This is a genomic window from Peribacillus sp. P4_B1, from assembly GCF_056402395.1.
The window spans coordinates 12,181-32,171 of the sequence record NZ_JBFUHM010000028.1 but is presented as its reverse complement, the minus strand read 5'-3'; the positions used below and the strand labels follow the sequence as shown (position 1 = coordinate 32,171).

Genomic DNA, 19,991 nt, shown 5'->3' with positions numbered 1-19,991 from the left:
CTATAAAATCACGGTGATCGGCTCTTCTAAATACCTTTTTAGTGTTTGTAAAAAGGCAGAAGCAGGTGCCCCGTCGAGTACACCGTGATCAAAAGTTAAACTGAGTGGCAAGATTGTTCTTCTTTCCAATTCATCGCCAATATAAAGCGGGGTATCGTAAGCAGATCCAATCCCAAGTATCCCTGTTTCCGGTGTATTCAGAATCGGTGTAAAGTGCTCAACTCCGTATGCCCCCAGGTTACTGATGGTAAAAGTTGACCCTTGCATGTCTTCACTAGGCAATTGACCGTCACGTGCACGCCTAGCCAGTTCCTTACCCTTTTTCGATAAATGTCTTATGGTACAACTTTCGGCGTTTCTTATGACCGGAACAACAAGCCCCTTCTCCAAGGCCACTGCTAATCCAAGATGTATATGCTCATACAAATGGATATTATCTTCAATATAAGCACTATTCATTTTAGGATGCTCTTTTAGTGCAAGTACGACAGTTTTGGCAACAAAGTCCGTTATCGTCAGTTTAGTTGATTCATGTCTTTGTAGGATTTCATTGGCTTGTTTTTGCAGTATGACTAAATCGGTGACATCAACCTTCATCGTGAGAGTTAATTGGGCACTGTTTTGCAAGCTCTCCTTCATACGCTTGGCAATGATTTTCCTCATTCCTGACACTGGAATTTGCTGTGGACTTTCTAAAGAATTTACTGACTTGGAATCACTTTTCTCCATTTCTTTCTGTACATCATCTTTAGTGATTCTTCCGCCTGGTCCTGTACCTTGTATCTTCTCAATATCAAGATTGGCTGCCTGTGCCATTTTTCGTGCAATTGGGGTGATCAATAATCGGTCCCCCTGTGGCAAAATGGGTGACTCTTTGGTTTTCGGCTTTTCTTGTTCATCAATTTCCAAATCGATTTTTTCAGCAACAGGTTCTTTGATCATAATTTTTTCGTTCGGATTTCCAATGTGACAGATAACGGTTCCTGGGGGTACACCTTGTCCTTCTTGAACAGCTATGTTCAGAATGRTACCTTCCGTTGGAGATTCGATATCCATTTCTATTTTCTCCGAATTGATGCTGGCTATTGCTTCACCTTTTTCGACCGAATCCCCAACCTCCTTACTCCATAACGAAACAGTGCCTTCTTTCATTGCCATGCCCAATTTTGGCATTACCACTTCGACCGCCATATCTTTTTTCTCCCTTCAGATTGGTTTCTGTATCCATTATTGGTTTGCTTGCTCCGGCTTAAAAAGCTGGAGCATCATACTACACCCCAAGAATGGATGGCTCCCCCAATAACTCCGAAACGACCTGTATCACTTTTTCCGATGTTGGAAGGTAAATATCTTCTAGCGGAGGAGAAAAAGGTACAGGTGTATGTGGAGCTGTAATCTTTTTTATTGGCGCATCGAGCGTGTCAAATCCCTTATCCGCAACCAATGCGGCAATATCCGTTGCCATGCTGCATCTAGGATTCGCTTCATCCATCACGATCAAACGATTTGTTTTTGCCACAGAGGAGAGGATCGATTCTTCATCCAGCGGTGACAAGCTCCTTGGATCTACAATCTCAATTTCAATTCCTTTCGCTGCAAGTTTTTCAGCAGCCTCCATTGCCGTGTGAACTTGTTTACCGATGGCAACGACCGTCAAATCCGAGCCATTCCTTTTAATTTCGGCTTTGCCGATCGGGATTGTATAATAGCCTTCTGGGACCTCTCCTACCATGTTATATAGCGTTTTATCTTCAAAAAAGATGACTGGATCATTATCTTCAATGGCTGATAGCAAGAGCCCTTTTGCATCATATGGGGAAGATGGAACGACCACCTTTAATCCAGGAATGCTTGTAAACAATGCATAAAGGCTTTGTGAATGCTGAGCTGCAGCCCTGAATCCTGCACCATGCATCGTACGGATCGTCACAGGAACTTGTGCTTTCCCCCCAAACATATAACGGAACTTAGCACCTTGATTCAATACTTCATCTAAACAGCTGCCAATGAAATCGTTGAACATTAACTCGGCAATCGGTCGTAAACCTGTTGAAGCGGCTGCCATTGCCGCTCCCATATAACCTGCTTCTGCAATGGGTGTATCGAGGATCCTGTCCCGGCCAAACTCTTGAACCAATCCCTTTGTGACACCTAAAACGCCACCCCATGCTTCGTCATCCTGCAGATGATCAACTTCAGCACCGCCCGCTACATCCTCTCCCATAAGGATGACATTTTCATCTTTTCTCATTGCAATGGCCATTGCTTCATTTATCGCTTGTGACATATTGATTTTTCTACTCATCTAAAATTCCTCCTTTGTTTGTTTAATAGGATACATACACATCTTTTAATAAATCGGATTCCTCTGGATACGGGCTTTCTTCACTGAACTTTACTGCCTCTTTAATAGATTCCTCAACGGCACTCTCAAGAGAAACCAATTCTTTTTCCCCCAGCAAATTCTGATTCAGTAAGTAATTCCGAAACAGGGCAATCGCATCTTTCTCTTGTTTATGCTCCTTTTTGTCTAGTTCATTTTTATATTTCTGTGCATCTCCCTCGAAGTGTCCATAATTACGATAAGTAACGCATTCGATTAATGAGGGTCCTTCTCCCCTGCGAGCTCTCTGAACGGCTTCTTCAGCAGCCTTATACACAGCCATTACATCTTTCCCATCCACCCGGGCACCTGGAATATTGTAGCTAATCGCACGATCGGCTATCGTTTTACAGCTGGAAGCATAGTTGAAAGGCGTTGCTTCCCCATACCCATTATTTTCAGCGATGAATATAACGGGTAACTTCCAGATTGCCGCCAGATTTATGCCTTCATGGAATGTCCCATGATTATTGGCACCATCACCAAAAAAACAAACACTAACATGATCAGTCTTTTTATATTTGGCCGTCAATGCTGCACCGCATGCGAGCGGAAAGCCTCCACCGACTATCCCGTTCGCGCCTAACATCCCCTTATCGAGATCGGCAATATGCATGGAACCGCCTTTTCCTTTACATAGCCCTGTCACTTTCCCATAGATTTCAGCCATCATCCCGTTTAGGTCGCATTCTTTTGCAATACAGTGGCCATGCCCCCTATGAGTGCTTGTAATGCTGTCTTTATCGGATAGGTGTGCACATACTCCTACAGCTACCGCTTCTTCCCCGGCATACAAATGGACAAACCCTGGTAAAATCCCCTTTGCAAATGATTCATGAACCTGGTCTTCAAATTTTCTTATTTCCAGCATTTTTTTGTACATCCAATAAGCTTTGTCTTGTGATAACTTCATTTCATTCTTTTGAACCGTTTCCATATTTCAGCCCCCAATCATTAATAATGAGTCAATGATCTATATTGCAAATAGTGTGCCAAAATGGAAGTTCGGTAAATTAGGACTTTTTCTATTTTCAGTCGAAACAAAACGAGACAAAATGAGATTGTTGTCTCGTTTTGTCTCGTTTTTTAAAAATATATTATCCCGATTCACTTACCACTGAAGTGAAAAGATGGTTTGAATGTGGAAGCAGTCTGTTTAAGGAACAAGCTCTTTATGCACCATTTACTTAGATGCTCGTACTTACTTATGGGGCAAGTTAGTTAAAGTGGAACAAAATCTTCGTTTTATTAAGAAGCGCGTGAGTTCTATGTTGGGGTTCAAACAGTAACCTCTATATTGAGTAGTCTGAGGCCATGCATATGATAAAAAAGGGACAAATTTAATCAGTGTCCAAAACCAGAAAAAGTTCATCCACCAAGTAATACGATTTTGATCGGATTCCGTCATCAAGGTTTGAAAATCAAAGGGTTTCAGTCCTACAATGCGAGTCCTCTGAAACCTGAAGGCTCCGTAACTGAAGCTAGGGTTCACCTTATATCCCTGGTTAGTCATGAACAGGGTTCAATTTTGTACCTAGAGGTGACTTTGTTATTTCTCCAATGTATTGCAATACAGAGAACTTTTGAGGACAAGGATTTCATAACTGAGCTTAAGGTGTAGGTTTATTTATATGAACCGAAAATTTCCTTTGCCAATCTACGCCCAGTCGGAGTCGCAGCTAGGCCGCCCTCTGCCGTTTCACGAAGTGCAACTGGCATGGTCAATCCTATTTTATACATGGCGTCGATCACTTCGTCACATGGAATGCGGCTCGTAATGCCTGCAAGTGCCATATCAGCTGCCGTTATCGCGTTGGAAGCACCCATTGCGTTTCGTTTCACGCAAGGAACTTCGACCAATCCAGCAACTGGATCACAAACCAGTCCAAGCATATTTTTCAATGTGATCGCCATCGCTTCCGCGGCTTGGCTCGGTGTACCGCCGGCAAGTTCAACTATCGCAGCTGCCGCCATTCCACTTGCCGAGCCCACTTCTGCTTGGCAGCCACCAGCCGCTCCAGAAATGGAAGCGTTGTTTGCAACCACGAATCCAAAGGCAGCGGAAGTGAAAAGAAAATCAATCATCTCAGCTCGGGTTGGGTGTAATTTTTCTTTCACGGCAAATAACGTACCGGGAACCACTCCAGCAGAACCGGCAGTTGGAGTTGCACATATCACTCCCATTGCTGCATTGACTTCGTTCGTCGCAACCGCTTTACTGACGGCATCCAGTAGCAAGTTGCCCCCGAGTGCCTTGCCTGTTTTGATATAATTTTGCAAAAGAACGGCGTCCCCGCCGGTTAGACCTGTAACGGATTGCACCCCTTTAAGACCTCTCTCAACCGCTTGCTCCATCACTGTCAAATTCCTGTCCATCTTTTCAATGACCTGTTCTCTCGACAGGCTTGAGAACTCCATTTCTTGTAAAATCATGATTTCCGCGATTTTTACATTTTTACTTTCAGCAAGTTCAACCAACTCTGCTACATTTCGGAACATGTTTTTACCTCCATATCTGTGCCCACACTTTTAATCATTCAACCATCCTTATGACTTGCGACACGTTTTCCAAACTTTCAATTTCCTTCATGACATCGCTCTTGATTTTCTGATCGACTTCAATCACCATGAGAGCCATTTGACCTTTTTCTTTTCGTGAAACTTCCATATGCCCAATATTAATTTCATGATTGGCTAAAACCGTTGAAACGGAAGATATAATTCCATAAACATCGTTATGTACCACTAAAATAGCTGGGTTTTCACCTGACAATTTTAGCTTGAACGTATTCAACTCTGTTATTTCTATCGTTCCGCCGCCTATCGAGATCCCAACAAGTTCTAATTCTTTACTTTCGTCGAACAGTCTGATTTTGACTGTATTAGGATGATCCATCACCGTATCCTCGATTATAAAGGTAACTTCCATACCCGCTTCTTCCGCTATCGTCAATGAAGTGGGAATTCGTTCATCATCCGTATCGAAATCCAAAATTCCGCCTACGACAGCAACATCCGTACCATGTCCCCTGTATGTTTTTGCAAAAGAACCATATAAAGAAATGATGGCTTTCTTCGGTTGCTTTTCGAATAATGTCCGTGCTACTCTGCCGATTCTGGCAGCTCCTGCTGTATGTGAGCTCGAAGGTCCAATCATGACGGGACCGATTATATCGAATGCAGATCTATATTTCATCGTGTAATGCCCCTTTTCTGGGAAAGATTTGTTTAACCGCCTTCATTATGCCGCTTTTTGTTCTAATTCGCCGTTATTTGTGAAACGGTCCTAATTTTAATTCTGAACACGATTAGCAAAGGAAACCTACCGCAGCTCCCACAACTGCACATAGCCCAGATGTGATCGTTGCCTTTACAGGAAAATGGAAGCCACACATAACTTCCAACCCTGCGATTGGTGTGGCCCGTCCCGGTTACATGTTCAAAAAGTATGGAAAAAGCTCTACAAGACGAGAACTTCCCTTGAGCAAGTCAATGCTTAAAAAGAGTTCTTTTAACTATAATAATTTCAGTTATCGAACAGGCGAAAAAGGTAAAATACATGTCGATTTTACTATGCTTATTTATATTTATAATGCTTAGAAATTAGCAGTGAATCGCCTCAATCAGCAAATGCACAAAATGAATCAAGCTGTTTTTCGTTTAAGTAAACGTGGCAAAACTTTTATGGAATTGATTTTAATTATAATAGAGATTGAGATGTGGGCATTAATATAGGAATAGGTAAAAATAGTAATGATGTCCCGTTGAGATATGACAAAATACTACCAAGGACGAGTATTTTGTCTGCTCTAATAGATTAGTAGAGAAAAATCTTTAAAGATATTGGAAAAATAATAAATTCCTCAATTATCTTTAAAAATTAAAGTTATCTCCTATCATTGAACATCATAATATTGTATTTAATCAAACACGATTGTTTTATTACCATGAATAATAACTCTATCTTCAATATGCCAAGAAACAGCTTGGGCAAGAACCTGTCTTTCCACATGACTTCCGGTAACCTTTAATTCTTCGATTGTATGTCTATGATTAACCCGCTTTACATCTTGCTGAATAATGGGTCCTTCATCAAGATCATTCGTAACATAATGAGCAGTTGCTCCAATTAACTTAACACCACGGTTATAGGCCCTCGCATAAGGATTTGCACCGACAAACGCCGGTAAGAAAGAATGATGGATGTTAATAATTTGATTTGGGAACTCCGATACAAATGTAGGGGAAAGAATTTGCATATATCTAGCCAAGGCAATAAAGTCTGCTTTCCCTTTCAATAGATCCAGTGCTTTCTGTTCTGCTTGTTGCTTCGTTTCATTAGCTAAAGGAATATGATAATAAGGGATGCCATAACTTTCTACTATTTTTTTAAAATCTGGATGATTACTGATCACCATCGGAATTTCCACTGGAAGTTCATTCGATTTCCAACGCCATATAAGCTCCATAAGACAGTGATCCATTTTGGATACAAAGATAGCCATTCGTTTTCTTTTATTATTACCGCTTAAGTTCCATTCCATCGCATAGGCCTGGGCCAGCACATGTAAGTCCTCTTCAAGTTTTGCATAGGAAGCATCAAAGTCGTTTAAATCAAATTCGATCCTCATAAAAAACATACCTGCTTGTGGATCCGTCGTATGTTGGTCAAAATGAACAACATTTGCTCTGCTTTCTAATAAAAGGTTAGATACAGCTGAGATAATACCTGGTTTCTCTGGACAAGATATTAATAATTTAGCACGGTTAACATTCACTTCTTTATACAATGGTCTCTCACCATCCTTTAGATTTGTAATTAAAATATGTAAAAACTTTCGAATTCAGAAAGGGTGGCTAAACTCTACCGCTATAGGTGTCCGAACAAAACCGTTACTACACTTTCATTTCTAGCAATCTTGAACTACGGTGAGAGGGACGATAGACCTTAAAATTTTTTTACTGACAGACGCTTCCGCTTCCGTAATTTAACATCTCCGGTTTTCATAGTGAAACTACTTGATACTTAATATCGAACTTCTCCCACCTATCATATGGCTCGCCTCCCCTTAAGGAAGAAGTATTCAACTCTTCTTTTAATATTTTTATATCTATGAGTGTATTTCTTTACCATATACAGCTAGGGCAGCTTCCCCAATTGCTTCCGCTAATGTAGGGTGAGGGTGTATCGTATGCGCAATATCCATAGCTGTTGCATTTAATACTCGTGCAAGACCAACTTCTGAAATCATATCTGTTACATGTGGCCCAACCATATGCGCTCCTAACAACTTACTAGACTCTTCTTCAACAACGAGTTTGACAAAACCATCTGATTCACCAAAAACAAGAGCCTTTCCAATCGCACGGAAGGAGAACTTTCCTGTTTTTACTTGATATCCTTTCTCCTTCGCATCCTCTTCTGTTAAGCCTACACTAGCTACTTCTGGGTTACTATATATGCATTTTGAAACAAGAGTTTGATCAAGTGGCACAGGGTTTTCTCCTGCCATATGTTCAATTGCGATGATCCCTTCATGTGAAGCAACATGGGCAAGCTGTAATCCTCCGATCACATCTCCAATTGCATAAATGTTTGGCTCATTCGTTTGATAATACTCATTTGTTTGAATAACACTCTCGACTTCAACTTTGGTATTTTCAAGGTGAATGCCTTCTATGTTTGCTAATCTTCCGACAGATACTAATAATTTTTCTGCTGAAAATGTCGTGTCTTTCCCTTTATATACCGCCTTTATAGAGACACCGTCACCTTTTTCTAACGATTCTGGAAGTACCTTTGCCCCTGTTACGATTTTCACACCTTTTTTCTTCATTAGTCGCTGTACTTCCTTTGAAATATCTTTATCTTCTGTCGGTAAAATGCGCTCGGCATACTCAATCACAGTCACTTCTAATCCAAAGTCAATAAGCATCGAAGCCCATTCTATTCCAATAACACCGCCGCCGACAATAATGATGGAATTTGGGAGCTCTTTCATTTGTAGCGCTTCATCCGATGTCATTACATATTCGCTATCTGCTTCTAGGCCGGGTAATGTCCTTGGACGAGATCCTGTAGCTATTAAAATATGTCGAGGGTTTAATATTGTTTCCCGTTCATCATTAATCAGTCTCACTAAAACATCTTTTGACTGTAAAATACTTCCTTTTCCTTCAAACACATCTATTTTCCCTTTTTTCATTAAATGTTGAACACCTTTAAATAAGCGTTCTGTTATTTCTTCTTTTCTGGCCTGTACTTTTGAGAAGTCCAGTCCAACTTCCGGTGCAATAACACCAAATTTATCTGCATTTTTTGCATTTGAATATACCTCTGCACTTCTTAATAATGCTTTACTTGGAATACAACCTGCATGAAGGCATGTTCCACCAAGTTTTCCTTGTTCAACTACCGCCGTTTTTAATCCTAATTGAGACGCACGAATGGCCGCAACATATCCACCGGTGCCGCCACCGATGATAACAACGTCATATTTTTGATTCACCTAATACATCCCCCTTTTGTTTTCATAACCATGAATATATGGATAGAGTAAGAAAAACAACATATTAAACACGATCTATTCTATTAATAGATAAGCCGTGACGATTCTTTAATTTATTTCAATGGCACATGCACTGGATGCAAAGCTTTCTCCAACAATAAAGCCACTATCTTCTATATAATCAATTTGTGTTTCTTCATTTAAATAGCGTTTTGTAAAATGATCTAATCTAAGCTGAAGTCCCTCATATTCAATAATTGCATCATTTCGGCGGGGTTCATCCAATAAGAGGGAGAACTTCACCGACAGCCCGCAGCCACCGGCAATATCAGCGTCAATGCGAGGAATTTGCGCACCCTTACATGTCATTTCCTTCAGTTTATTCATGGCTGCCTCTGTTATTTTTATTTTGACTATCATCTGATTCTCCCCTTTCTTAATGGTTTATTGAAAAATGATTACGCATTAACCTTAGTTGCACGGACTTGTTCATCTGCATGATAGGAGGAGCGAACAAGCGGACCGGCTTCGCAATGACTAAACCCTTTTGACATGGCAATGTTTTTCAGTTCTTCAAACTCTTCTGGACTCCAATATTTTTCGACCTTTAAATGTCGTTTAGTAGGCTGCAAATATTGACCAATAGTCATGATGTCTACATCGTTAGCTCGAAGATCATCCATTGTTTCCATAATTTCTTCTTTTGTTTCTCCTAGACCAATCATGATGCTTGATTTCGTCGGGATAGTGGAATTCATTTGCTTTGCCCGCCTTAAAAACTCTAATGAACGTTCGTATGTTGCACGTGCACGAACTTTTTGGGATAAGCGTTTTACTGTTTCAATGTTGTGATTCAAAATGTCTGGTCTTGCATCCATTAATGTTTTTAAGTTGTCATATTCCCCATTCAGATCGGAGGGGAGAACTTCAATGCTGCAAAATGGATTTTGCCGCCTCACTGCCTTTACAGTTTCTGCAAATACTTCTGCTCCGCCGTCTTTTAAATCATCACGAGCAACGGCGGTAATCACCACATGCTTTAAGTTCATTTGCTTTACTGATTCTGCGACACGTTCGGGCTCTTCCCAATCAAGCTCTGATGGTAGCCCTGTTTGAACTGCACAGAATCTGCAAGCCCGCGTACATACACTTCCTAAGATCATGAAAGTTGCCGTTTTTCGTACCGCCCAGCATTCATGAATATTAGGACATCTTGCTTCTTCACAAACAGTATGAAGTTTTTTTTCACGCATCATTTTCTTTAAGCCTGTATATTGTTCATTCGTATTTAATTTAATTTTAAGCCATTCTGGTTTACGAAGATCAGTGATGGACATTTTAGTTCTCACTCCTATGAGCAGATGTAATTTTAGCTTTAAATAGGTTGGTCAATAGGGCTAAAAAAAAGACCGATTGAGTTTCTCCATTGCTCTGTCTTTTTAGTTCTCAATATCCTTTTTAAACACGCTTATGAAACCACCTAGAATGAAATATTGAGATTCTTTTCTTTATAATCCATCCTTGGTGGTCCATGTTCAATTATTAATTTATGACGTTACCGATGCTTCCTCCACTACTTCCTCTTTGGAATAACGCAAGATTGGTTGTCTAGCTGCTTGGACCTCATCCAATCGCCCAATCACCGTAGTATGTGGTGCGTCTAAAACAACCCCAGGGTTTTCCTCTACTTCTTTGGCAATTTGAATCAATACATCCGCAAATGCATCGAGTGTTTCTTTCGACTCTGTTTCTGTCGGTTCAATCATCAGACATTCCTCTACATTTAACGGGAAATAGATGGTCGGCGGATGGTAGCCGAAATCCAGCAGACGTTTTGCCATATCAAGTGTTCTTACACCCAGCTTTTTCTGCCTGGATCCGGATAGGACAAATTCATGCTTGCAAATTTGTGAATATGGCGATTCAAAGTATGGCCCTAATCTTTTACGAAGGTAATTAGCATGAAGCACGGCACTTTCTGATACTTGGCGCAGCCCTTCTGGACCCATCGTGCGAATATACGTATACGCCCGCAAGAGAATTCCGAAGTTTCCATAATACCCTTTTACCCTTCCGATAGAGTGCGGATAATTAGCGTTCAGCACATATTTATCACATTCTTTTTCTATGCGCGGCACTGGCAAGTAAGGAATAAGTTTCTCTTTCACACCGACAGGACCTGCCCCTGGGCCGCCACCTCCATGAGGCGTAGTAAATGTTTTGTGCAGATTTAAGTGCACGATGTCAAAGCCCATTTGACCTGGTGTTGTTTTACCTAAAATGGCATTGGCATTCGCTCCGTCATAGTATAATAGGCCCCCTGCTTCATGAACAACCTGAGCAATTTCCACAATTTCTTTTTCAAAAAGTCCAAGGGTATTCGGATTCGTCAACATTAGCGCAGCTGTATCAGATCCCACATGTTTCTTTAATTCTTCTAGGTCAACTAATCCATTTTTATCGGATGGAATCGTGATCGTTTGAAAACCAGCAACACTTGCACTTGCAGGATTTGTACCGTGCGCTGAGTCTGGAACAAGTACTTTCGTTCTGGTTTCACCTTTTTGAGCATGATACGCCTTAACCATCATTAAACCTGTCCATTCCCCTTGAGCCCCTGCGGATGGCTGTAATGTTACAGCATCCATTCCTGTAATGACGGCTAGCTCTTCCTGTAATTCATATAAAACTTCTAATGCACCTTGTACTGTTTCAACGGGCTGATATGGATGAATGCGGCTAAAGCCTTCCAACCGTGCCACATCTTCATTTATTTTCGGATTGTACTTCATCGTACAAGAACCCAGTGGATAGAATCCATTATCGATTCCATGGTTTTTATTTGAGAGCGCTGTGTAGTGGCGGACAAGCTGCAACTCTGATACTTCTGGCAGTTCCGCCGGTTCGTCACGAATTAAATGCTTTGGAAATTTTTCATTTATATCAACATAGTCAACGTCACTATCCGGAATACTTGAACCTACCCGTCCTGGACGACTTATTTCAAAAATTAACTCATTATATTCAACCATTTACAATCGCCTCCAAAGCATCAACAAATTGGTCAATTTCTTCTTTTGTTCGCTGCTCAGTCACAGCTAGCAGCATTTTATTTTCAAAACCGTAATCACTTTCTAAATCAAATCCACCGATAATACCCGCCTTAAGAAGTTTTGCATTGACTTCCTTTACCGGACGAGGAAGCTCGACAACAAACTCATTGAAGAATGGAGCCTCATTGATTATGGTAAAGCCCTTCTGCTCTAGAGTTTTCGCCATGTAATCAGCTTTCTCAATGTTTAGCTGTGCCATTTGACGAATCCCTTGCTTACCAAGTGATGTCATACAAATAGAAGAGGCAAGAGCATTTAATGCCTGGTTGGAACAAATATTGGATAAGGATTTATCACGGCGAATATGCTGTTCACGTGCTTGAAGTGTTAACACAAATCCACGCTGTCCTTTTTCATCTGCTGTTTGGCCTACAATGCGTCCTGGGATTTTGCGCATGAGTTTTTTATTTACCGCAAAATAGCCGCAGTGCGGACCGCCAAAGGACATTGGGATTCCTAATGGCTGCATATCACCGATTACAATATCTGCCCCAAGTTTCCCAGGAGTCTGCAGGAGTGCTAGTGCAAGAGGATTGGCGCTTACGATTAAAAGGGCACCATGTTCTTCCGCAATTTTCTTAATTGCTTTTATATCCTCAATAGAACCGAAGAAATTCGGATATTGAACAATTACGGCAGCAGTGTCCTTATCTATTTGTTCTTGCAGCTTCCCTAAATCTGTAACCTCATCAGCTAGGTTTACTTCCTCGGCTGTATATCCCGGGCCTCCTGCTACTGTATGTAAAATTGCCCTGGATTCAGGATGTACCGCTTTGGATACAAGAACTTTCGAACGTCTTGTAGATGCAACAGCAAGTGATGCAGCTTCTGCAAGCGATGTAAAACCATCGTACATGGAAGAATTAGCCACATCCATACCTGTCAACTCACAAACCATCGTTTGAAATTCAAAAATTGCTTGTAATTCACCTTGACTGATTTCCGGTTGGTAAGGTGTATAGGCTGTGTAAAATTCGGAGCGTGAAATCATATGGTTTACCACACTTGGAATGTAATGATCATATGTACCCGCACCTAGGAAAGTCGGGTAATGATTCGCATTTTTGTTTTTGATAGCAAGCTGGTTCATTCTTTTCACAAGCAGAGGTTCAGGAACCGCCTTTGGGATGTTTAGCTCACCCTGCAATCTGATTTCAGCTGGAATATCTTCAAATAACTCATCTATCGAAGAAATATTTAAAAATGTGAGCATCTCGTCTTGGTCTTGTTCAGTATCAGGAAGGTATCTATAAGTGGCTGCCATATTATTCCTCTCCTTCATTAGTAAATGCTTGATACTCATCTTCGTTTAGAAGCGAGTCTAACTCTTCTGGATTGGACATTTCTACTTCGACTAACCACCCTGCTTCAAATGGATGCTCGTTAATCGTCTCTGGAGCGCCTTCTAACTCTTCGTTTACAGTAACTACCGTACCTGAAACAGGTGAGTAAAGTTCGGAAACTGCTTTAACCGACTCGATCGTTCCCATCGATTCATTTACAGCTACTTCATCATCAATCGCTGGGTTTTCAACAAAGACGATATCACCTAACGCCTTTTGTGCATAATCAGTGATTCCAATACGTACACGATTTCCTTCTAATTGTTGTACCCACTCATGTTCTTTGCTATATCTAAAAATTGATATTACCTTCGTCATTGTATTTTCCCCTTTTCTTTTGGTTTTTTCACTATTGCCATAATTCAGAATATAGATTGGGTGATTTTACCCTTAGGAGCCGATTTCAAGGCTGCATGCAAGGTAACCGAAATCGACTCCTGAAAACTGCACGATAACTCTATTAAAATATTTCCGCTTACCTTTTATAGAATGGTGCATTAACAATAACGGCTTCAATCTGTTTATTTCGGATTTCCACTTGTATCGGCGTCCCTACTTCAGCTTGATCGGCTGATACCAAGGCAAGACCTAAGCTTTTCTTCAAAGATGGTGATTGTGTTCCTGATGTCACAATACCTATTTCCTCTCCATCTTTAGAAATTATCTTGTAACCATGACGCGGAATTCCCCGGCCTATTACTTCAATCCCTACTAATTTTCGTTTTAATCCAGTTTCTTTTTGTTGTGTAAGAGCAGATTTTCCAATAAAGTCACTTTCTTTGTTCGTCTTTACGACAAAGCCGATTCCTGCTTCCAGCGGGCTGATATCGTTACTTAGTTCCTGGCCATAGAGTGCAAGACGTGCTTCCAGCCGAAGCGTGTCCCGTGCACCAAGTCCGCATGGTTTTAATCCATTCGTGGCTCCTGCTTCTAAGATCTTTTCCCAAAGTACTTCCGCTTTGTCTGCAGATAAATAAAGTTCATATCCATTTTCTCCTGTGTAACCTGTACGGGATACAAGTACATCGGTAATCCCCGAGATGTTGACATGTTGGGCGAATTTAAAAGAACCAATTTCTGATAAATCTATTTCCGTTAACTTTTGCAAAATGGTTTCTGCCTTTGGTCCTTGGATGGCAAGCTGAGCGATGTCTTCCGAAATATTTTGGAGTGCCATCTCTCCTTTTACATGCTGCTTCATCCATTCGTAATCTTTCTCAATATTTGCGGCATTAATGACGAGTAAATATTTTTCATTCCCTAATTTATAAACTAATAAATCATCGACGGTTCCACCGTCTGGATAACACATTGCGGTATACTGTGCTTGATTGATGCTAAGCTTTGTTACATCGTTTGTAACAAGGTAGTTAATATAACTCTCGGCATCTTTCCCTTCCACAAGTACTTCTCCCATATGAGAAACATCAAAAAGTCCTGCTTCAGTTCGAACAGCTTCATGCTCTTCTAAAATGCTAGTAAATTGAACCGGCAGAGCCCAGCCACCAAAATTTATAACTTTTGCTCCGTATTTTTTATATACTTCAAAAAGCGGTGTTTGCTTTAATGCTGTTTCAATACCCATGATCTACCCCCAATTATGATTTTTTGTAAAATAGATGTTCTTTCACCTGTTACCGGTTTCTTTCATTGCCATGATTCCAAAAGACATATCTCGCTGCCATGGCTGTTGCTCAGGTTTCAGTAAAGGCATAATTGCTCACACAGTCGTTGGCTCTTGAAATAACGGATAAACACCGCAAATCTCTTTAGTTGTTACTCTTGCTTTCTCAATAACGGCTTTATTCCTTTTACTTTTTAGAACCGTTGCAATCACTTCGCCAATTTTCACCATCTCTTCCTTCTTCATGCCTCGAGTTGTTAAAGCTGCTGTCCCCATTCGGATACCGCTAGTAACAAATGGCTTTTCTGGGTCATAGGGAATCGTATTTTTATTAACGGTAATGCCCGCGTCTTCCAATAACTTCTCTGCTTCTTTTCCTGTTAAATTCCACGGACGTAAATCCAAAAGGACAATATGATTATCTGTTCCGCCAGAAACAAGGGCTGCACCTTCATTTTTTAATGTTTCGCCAAGTGTTGTAGCATTTTCAATGACTTGTTTCGCATAATCCTTAAAGCTTGGTTGTAAAGCCTCGTTGAAAGCAACTGCTTTTGCTGCAATGATATGCATTAGTGGACCGCCTTGAATTCCCGGGAATACGGATTTATTAATCGCTTTGATTATTACTTCATCGTTCGTTAAAATGATCCCCCCGCGTGGTCCTCTTAATGTTTTATGAGTTGTACTTGTAACAACATCTGCATATGGGATTGGGGATGGATGAAGACCAGTAGCTACCAGCCCGGCTATATGAGCCATATCCACCATAAGTTTTGCACCAACTTGATCGGCAATTTCTCTAAATCGTGCAAAATTAATCGTTCTTGGATAAGCGCTTGTCCCAGCAATAATCAATTTAGGTTTTTCTTTCTTTGCAATAGCTTCCAACTCATCATAATCAATTAGCTGTGTATCTTCTCTAACTCCATAAGACACAACTTCAAACCATTTTCCTGAAACGCTGACTGGACTTCCATGAGTTAAGTGGCCACCATGTGAAAGGTTCATTCCCATCACCTTATCACCAGGCTGAAGCAGTGCGAAAAAAACTGCGAAATTGGCTTGTGCACCTGAGTGAGGCTGAACATTTGCATATTTGGCACCGAAAAGCTTTGTTAAGCGCTCAATAGCTGCTTGTTCTGCCACATCGACAAATTCACATCCGCCATAATAGCGCTTTCCTGGATAACCTTCTGCATATTTATTTGTCATCACGCTTCCCATGGCCTCTAATACATCAGGGCTAACGAAGTTTTCTGATGCAATCAATTCCAGTGTTTCATGTTGACGTTGTCCTTCCTTCTCAATCGCATCAAAAATGGTAAAATCATTTTGTTGTAAACTCATTTTATTTTCCTCCTAATGTTTTCGGGTAATTCTGAATTTTTACTTAATTCTGAATTTCAATATGGTACTAGACAATTAAGTTTCTTTCCCGCTACAGGCCTACTTTTCTATGAAAACTGTTAATAACAGTATGCTTTACACCCTTTTTTGCACGCAAAAAAGGACAGAAAAGGGTCGTAGCGTTCTCTACCCTTCTCTGTCCTTTTACCTGAGAGTTTAGCTCCATTTTTAATAGAGCCTTTCCCCTTTGGTGGCGTAAATGTTTATACGCGCTCTCCAGAGGTGCGTCCATTTGTGGTTCCATCTACCTGAGAGATTTGTTCCAAGGGTCTTTTTGGAACTTGCTCCTTCGGTGGCTTGTCGCTTTGCACTCTCCCACAACTGTCATCCGCTTATTCAATTTGATACATTTAGAATAGTTGTTGATAATAATTATGTCAAGTATTTTTGAAAGCGCTAACAATGATATTCTGAGATATTTTTTTGAATTTTAATATGATCATCCAGATATCTTAAGCTTTTTATAACGGGCAGATTTTTTACTCACCGAGTTGGAAAATATGGAGCGGCAGCTATCTGGACAAACACCGTTAATGGAATCAAAGGGTTTCTTGCCACTAATTCCCCGCTGCCTCTCTCTGATTCGCCTGATCTACCTGCGTTTTGCGCATCTTATAAATCGCAACCAGCATAATAAACCAAACAGGAGTTACGATTAAGGCAACACGAGTATCGTTCGCAAGTGCAAGAACAACAAGGACGAACGCTAGGAAAGCAAGGATCAAGTAATTGGAAAATGGATAAAGTGGTAATTTAAATTTGTTCATTTTCACTAGATCTGGTCTTGTTTTACGATATTTCAAATGGCTGATGACGGTAATTCCCCAAATAAAAATGAAACATACTGTAGAAATACTTGTAATCAAGGTAAATACTCCTTCAGGCATTAAATAATTCAAAACAACGGAAATTAAAATGACAACCGTTGAAAAGACCAATGCATTGGAAGGTACTTTACGGTCATTAAGTTTTGCAAACGGTACAGGTGCATTTTTATCTTTGGCAAGTGAGTATACCATCCGGCTTGTACTGAAGATTGCACTGTTACATGCCGAAGCCGCCGATGTTAAGACGACAAAATTGATGATACCAGCAGCTCCAGCGATACCTACAGCCACAAATACTTGGACGAATGGGCTTTCCGTTGGGATGATTGCGTTCCACGGATAAACACTCATAATGACAATAAGTGCGCCAATGTAGAAAATTATAATCCGAATAGGAATATTATTGATCGCTTTGGGGATAACTTTTTCTGGATCCTCTGTTTCACCTGCTGTTAGTCCTACAAGTTCAATGCCAACAAACGCAAACACTACCATCTGGAATGAGAGGATAAAACCATTTATTCCATTTGGGAAGATACCTTCGTGACTCCATAGATTCGTGAAACTTGCTGCGCCTGAATCAGTGGAAAAGCCTTTAATAATCATGAAAATACCGATAACAATTAGTGCTAGAATAGCTATGACTTTAATTAATGCGAACCAGAACTCCATTTCGCCAAAAAGTTTTACCGTTGCAAGATTCATAAATAGCAGAATGACAAGTGCAATTAATCCTGGCATCCACTGTGGTACAGAGGGAAACCAGTATTGAGTATAAAGACCAACTGCTGTTAAGTCGGCCATTGCGATTGAAATCCAGCAAAACCAGTAGGTCCAGCCGGTTACAAATGCAGCCATATTACCTAAATAGTCTCTTACAAAGTCGACAAAGGAATGATAGTGCAAATTAGATAAGAGTAGTTCTCCAAGTGCGCGCATGATTAAAAAGCAAATGACGCCTGTAATCATGTAAGCAATTAAAATGGATGGCCCGGCTAAATGAATAGACTTTCCTGCTCCAAGAAATAATCCCGTTCCGATTGCCCCACCAATAGCGATGAGTTGTACGTGCCTGTTTTTTAGCCCTCTATCTAACTTTTGTTCCTGCATACGAATTCCCACTTTCTACTTTTATAGGATACTTGGATTTTTTCCCAATAAAGAGTCTGTCTTTCAATGAGTGTGAATTATTAGCGTACTGGGAAACTGTCCACCACTGTAAGCGCTTTCTTGGATAGGTACTAGATATAGTGAAATAGATCTACCAACCTTTTTGAAAATATAGCGTTAATTGTACAAATCAAAAGATAGACTCATTTATCACAGACCTTAATGCACCTCCTTTCTTTTTATCTTTCCTAATAAAAAAAGGACAGAGGAAAGATAGGGATTTTCCTACCTTCCTCTGTCCTTTTACCTGAGAGTTTAACTCCTTCGGTGGCCTATGGCTCTCTTCAGAGACGCGTCCTATTGTAGTCCTTTTACCTGAGAGATTAGTCCCCTGCTTTTTAGGGTTTGCTCCTTCGGTGCTAAACAATGTTTAGTCTCTCCCACAATCATCATCCGCTGATATAAAGTTGTTTTAATAGTTGTATACTATCGGTTTTTAATGGACATTTCAACGCTTATCTGAAAAAACTTTATTTTCTGAAATTTCACCACAGACAATTTTCAACTTTATGAACAGTATATATTTTAGAAGTTATTAGCTACGAAAAATCAAACTTATTAGCTGCTTTTCCATTTGCAAGGAATCCAAACAAGCTTATGTATAAGCGAAACATTTTTACATTTTTCCGATTGACTATAAGGCTAAATTTTCAAGATAGGAAATTACATAAGTCTATAGTTTTAACATAATTGATGTATGGAAAAAGAGAAAATTCGCGACACGCGAGAATGCTTGCAGCAGTAAAGATTGGTTAGAAGCTTCCTCCCTAAGTTCAGCAGTAGTTGCAGAAGCTTTCTCTTTTGCAACTTCCTCTTTGCCCCCACCACCTGCTATATTAGCAATGATGATAATTGCTAGAACCCATACCCACGACTTCTTTGGTTTCTTTAGTTTGATTTCCTTTTCCTTATCCATTTACCTCTTACCCCCATTTCAGTTTTGCAGACGGACTGTTGTAAACAGAAATAGAATAACATAATTTAGATCAATAAGGTTTATATTTATCATCACGTATTTATTTTCACTTTCTTTGTTAAATCATTATGTATTCGAACCAAATACAAAAAAGGAGGATTTAAGAATCCTTTATTTGGAATTTCGCATGAAAGGGAGTTAATGAATACTCCTAAGTAGTATAGTTTACAGTTTTGTCCAGATTAAAAAGAAAAGACCAAGTATTTAGGAGCTGAAACTATAACTTTTGGTATTGAACCACATCTATCTTTTCGGCCAAAAAACCCAAAGGTAAATAATTATTCTACAATACTTGACGTGTTCACAAAACGATTTTCCATTACTGTTTACCAGCGTCAAACTGGGACTTTAATTTGGTTAGCAGGCACCTTTTAAAACATGTCTATAAAGTATGATCAAATCTATACCTTACCCTTATAAAAATTCAATTGAAGCATTCTTTTATAAAAGGGGATGATTTATTTGTATTCCCATTCATAAAAATAGGTGAAAATTCGAAGTTATCATTGCCTTTTCCCGTTAGCCACTCCATCCACCATGCATGAAAGTTTCCCTTCACACGGAGAGATCCGACTATCAGCTACAACCCATTCTTTAGCCTTTCTCGGTATCAGTTGCTTATTATCAATAGAATTATCT

At 40.2% G+C, this 19,991-nt stretch carries 16 protein-coding genes and 3 riboswitches; all 16 genes read right to left on the bottom strand.

The features are described from left to right. Nucleotides 1–1,191 (bottom strand): dihydrolipoamide acetyltransferase family protein, encoded by a 1,191-nt coding sequence (locus AC1DVK_RS16345; RefSeq protein WP_477626924.1) that lies wholly within the window; start codon nt 1,189–1,191, stop codon nt 1–3. A gap of 79 nt (nt 1,192–1,270) precedes the next feature. Then, nucleotides 1,271–2,305 (bottom strand): alpha-ketoacid dehydrogenase subunit beta, encoded by a 1,035-nt coding sequence (locus AC1DVK_RS16340; RefSeq protein ID WP_477626923.1) that lies wholly within the window; start codon nt 2,303–2,305, stop codon nt 1,271–1,273. A gap of 22 nt (nt 2,306–2,327) precedes the next feature. Further along, entirely contained in the window at nt 2,328–3,320 is a 993-nt protein-coding gene (locus AC1DVK_RS16335) for a thiamine pyrophosphate-dependent dehydrogenase E1 component subunit alpha (RefSeq protein WP_317777454.1), read from the bottom strand. A 686-nt stretch (nt 3,321–4,006) separates the two neighbouring features. Next, nucleotides 4,007–4,882 (bottom strand): L-serine ammonia-lyase, iron-sulfur-dependent, subunit alpha, encoded by an 876-nt coding sequence (sdaAA, locus tag AC1DVK_RS16330; RefSeq protein ID WP_125160827.1) that lies wholly within the window; start codon nt 4,880–4,882, stop codon nt 4,007–4,009. A gap of 34 nt (nt 4,883–4,916) precedes the next feature. Continuing rightward, nucleotides 4,917–5,579, bottom strand: coding sequence for an L-serine ammonia-lyase, iron-sulfur-dependent subunit beta (sdaAB, locus tag AC1DVK_RS16325; RefSeq protein WP_317777452.1), 663 nt, complete (start codon nt 5,577–5,579; stop codon nt 4,917–4,919). 724 nt (nt 5,580–6,303) lie between these two features. Further along, nucleotides 6,304–7,173 carry a formyltetrahydrofolate deformylase gene (gene purU, locus AC1DVK_RS16320; protein ID WP_377384357.1) on the bottom strand — a complete coding sequence of 290 codons (870 nt, stop codon included), beginning with the start codon at nt 7,171–7,173 and terminating at the stop codon, nt 6,304–6,306. A 321-nt stretch (nt 7,174–7,494) separates the two neighbouring features. Then, nucleotides 7,495–8,892 carry a dihydrolipoyl dehydrogenase gene (lpdA, locus tag AC1DVK_RS16315; protein WP_089362218.1) on the bottom strand — a complete coding sequence of 466 codons (1,398 nt, stop codon included), beginning with the start codon at nt 8,890–8,892 and terminating at the stop codon, nt 7,495–7,497. 108 nt (nt 8,893–9,000) lie between these two features. After that, complete coding sequence (locus AC1DVK_RS16310) at nt 9,001–9,312, bottom strand: iron-sulfur cluster biosynthesis family protein (RefSeq protein WP_477626922.1); 312 nt, start codon at nt 9,310–9,312, stop codon at nt 9,001–9,003. Between the two features lie 38 nt (nt 9,313–9,350). Continuing rightward, complete coding sequence (gene lipA, locus AC1DVK_RS16305) at nt 9,351–10,229, bottom strand: lipoyl synthase (RefSeq protein WP_061463197.1); 879 nt, start codon at nt 10,227–10,229, stop codon at nt 9,351–9,353. A gap of 210 nt (nt 10,230–10,439) precedes the next feature. Beyond that, on the bottom strand, nt 10,440–11,924 hold the full coding sequence (gene gcvPB, locus AC1DVK_RS16300; RefSeq protein WP_477626921.1) for an aminomethyl-transferring glycine dehydrogenase subunit GcvPB: 1,485 nt from the start codon (nt 11,922–11,924) through the stop codon (nt 10,440–10,442). Beyond that, nucleotides 11,917–13,269: an aminomethyl-transferring glycine dehydrogenase subunit GcvPA gene (gcvPA, locus tag AC1DVK_RS16295; protein ID WP_477626920.1), complete on the bottom strand. Its 1,353-nt coding sequence runs from the start codon at nt 13,267–13,269 to the stop codon at nt 11,917–11,919. Before gcvPA ends, gcvPB begins: the two co-directional genes overlap by 8 nt. Nucleotide 13,270: 1 nt before the next feature. Then, nucleotides 13,271–13,666: a glycine cleavage system protein GcvH gene (gene gcvH, locus AC1DVK_RS16290; protein ID WP_061463194.1), complete on the bottom strand. Its 396-nt coding sequence runs from the start codon at nt 13,664–13,666 to the stop codon at nt 13,271–13,273. A 157-nt stretch (nt 13,667–13,823) separates the two neighbouring features. Next, nucleotides 13,824–14,933, bottom strand: a complete 1,110-nt coding sequence (gene gcvT / locus AC1DVK_RS16285; RefSeq protein WP_410861087.1) for a glycine cleavage system aminomethyltransferase GcvT — start codon at nt 14,931–14,933, stop codon at nt 13,824–13,826. A 135-nt stretch (nt 14,934–15,068) separates the two neighbouring features. Then, complete coding sequence (gene glyA / locus AC1DVK_RS16280; protein WP_477626919.1) at nt 15,069–16,319, bottom strand: serine hydroxymethyltransferase; 1,251 nt, start codon at nt 16,317–16,319, stop codon at nt 15,069–15,071. A gap of 186 nt (nt 16,320–16,505) precedes the next feature. After that, nucleotides 16,506–16,609, bottom strand: a riboswitch (glycine riboswitch). Between the two features lie 327 nt (nt 16,610–16,936). Next, complete coding sequence (locus AC1DVK_RS16275) at nt 16,937–18,316, bottom strand: amino acid permease (RefSeq protein WP_289320404.1); 1,380 nt, start codon at nt 18,314–18,316, stop codon at nt 16,937–16,939. 293 nt (nt 18,317–18,609) lie between these two features. After that, a riboswitch (glycine riboswitch) is annotated at nt 18,610–18,666 on the bottom strand. Nucleotides 18,667–18,669: 3 nt separating this feature from the next. Beyond that, nucleotides 18,670–18,769: riboswitch (glycine riboswitch) on the bottom strand. 280 nt (nt 18,770–19,049) lie between these two features. Beyond that, nucleotides 19,050–19,292, bottom strand: coding sequence for a hypothetical protein (locus tag AC1DVK_RS16270; RefSeq protein WP_410861086.1), 243 nt, complete (start codon nt 19,290–19,292; stop codon nt 19,050–19,052). Nucleotides 19,293–19,991: the final 699 nt, after the last annotated feature.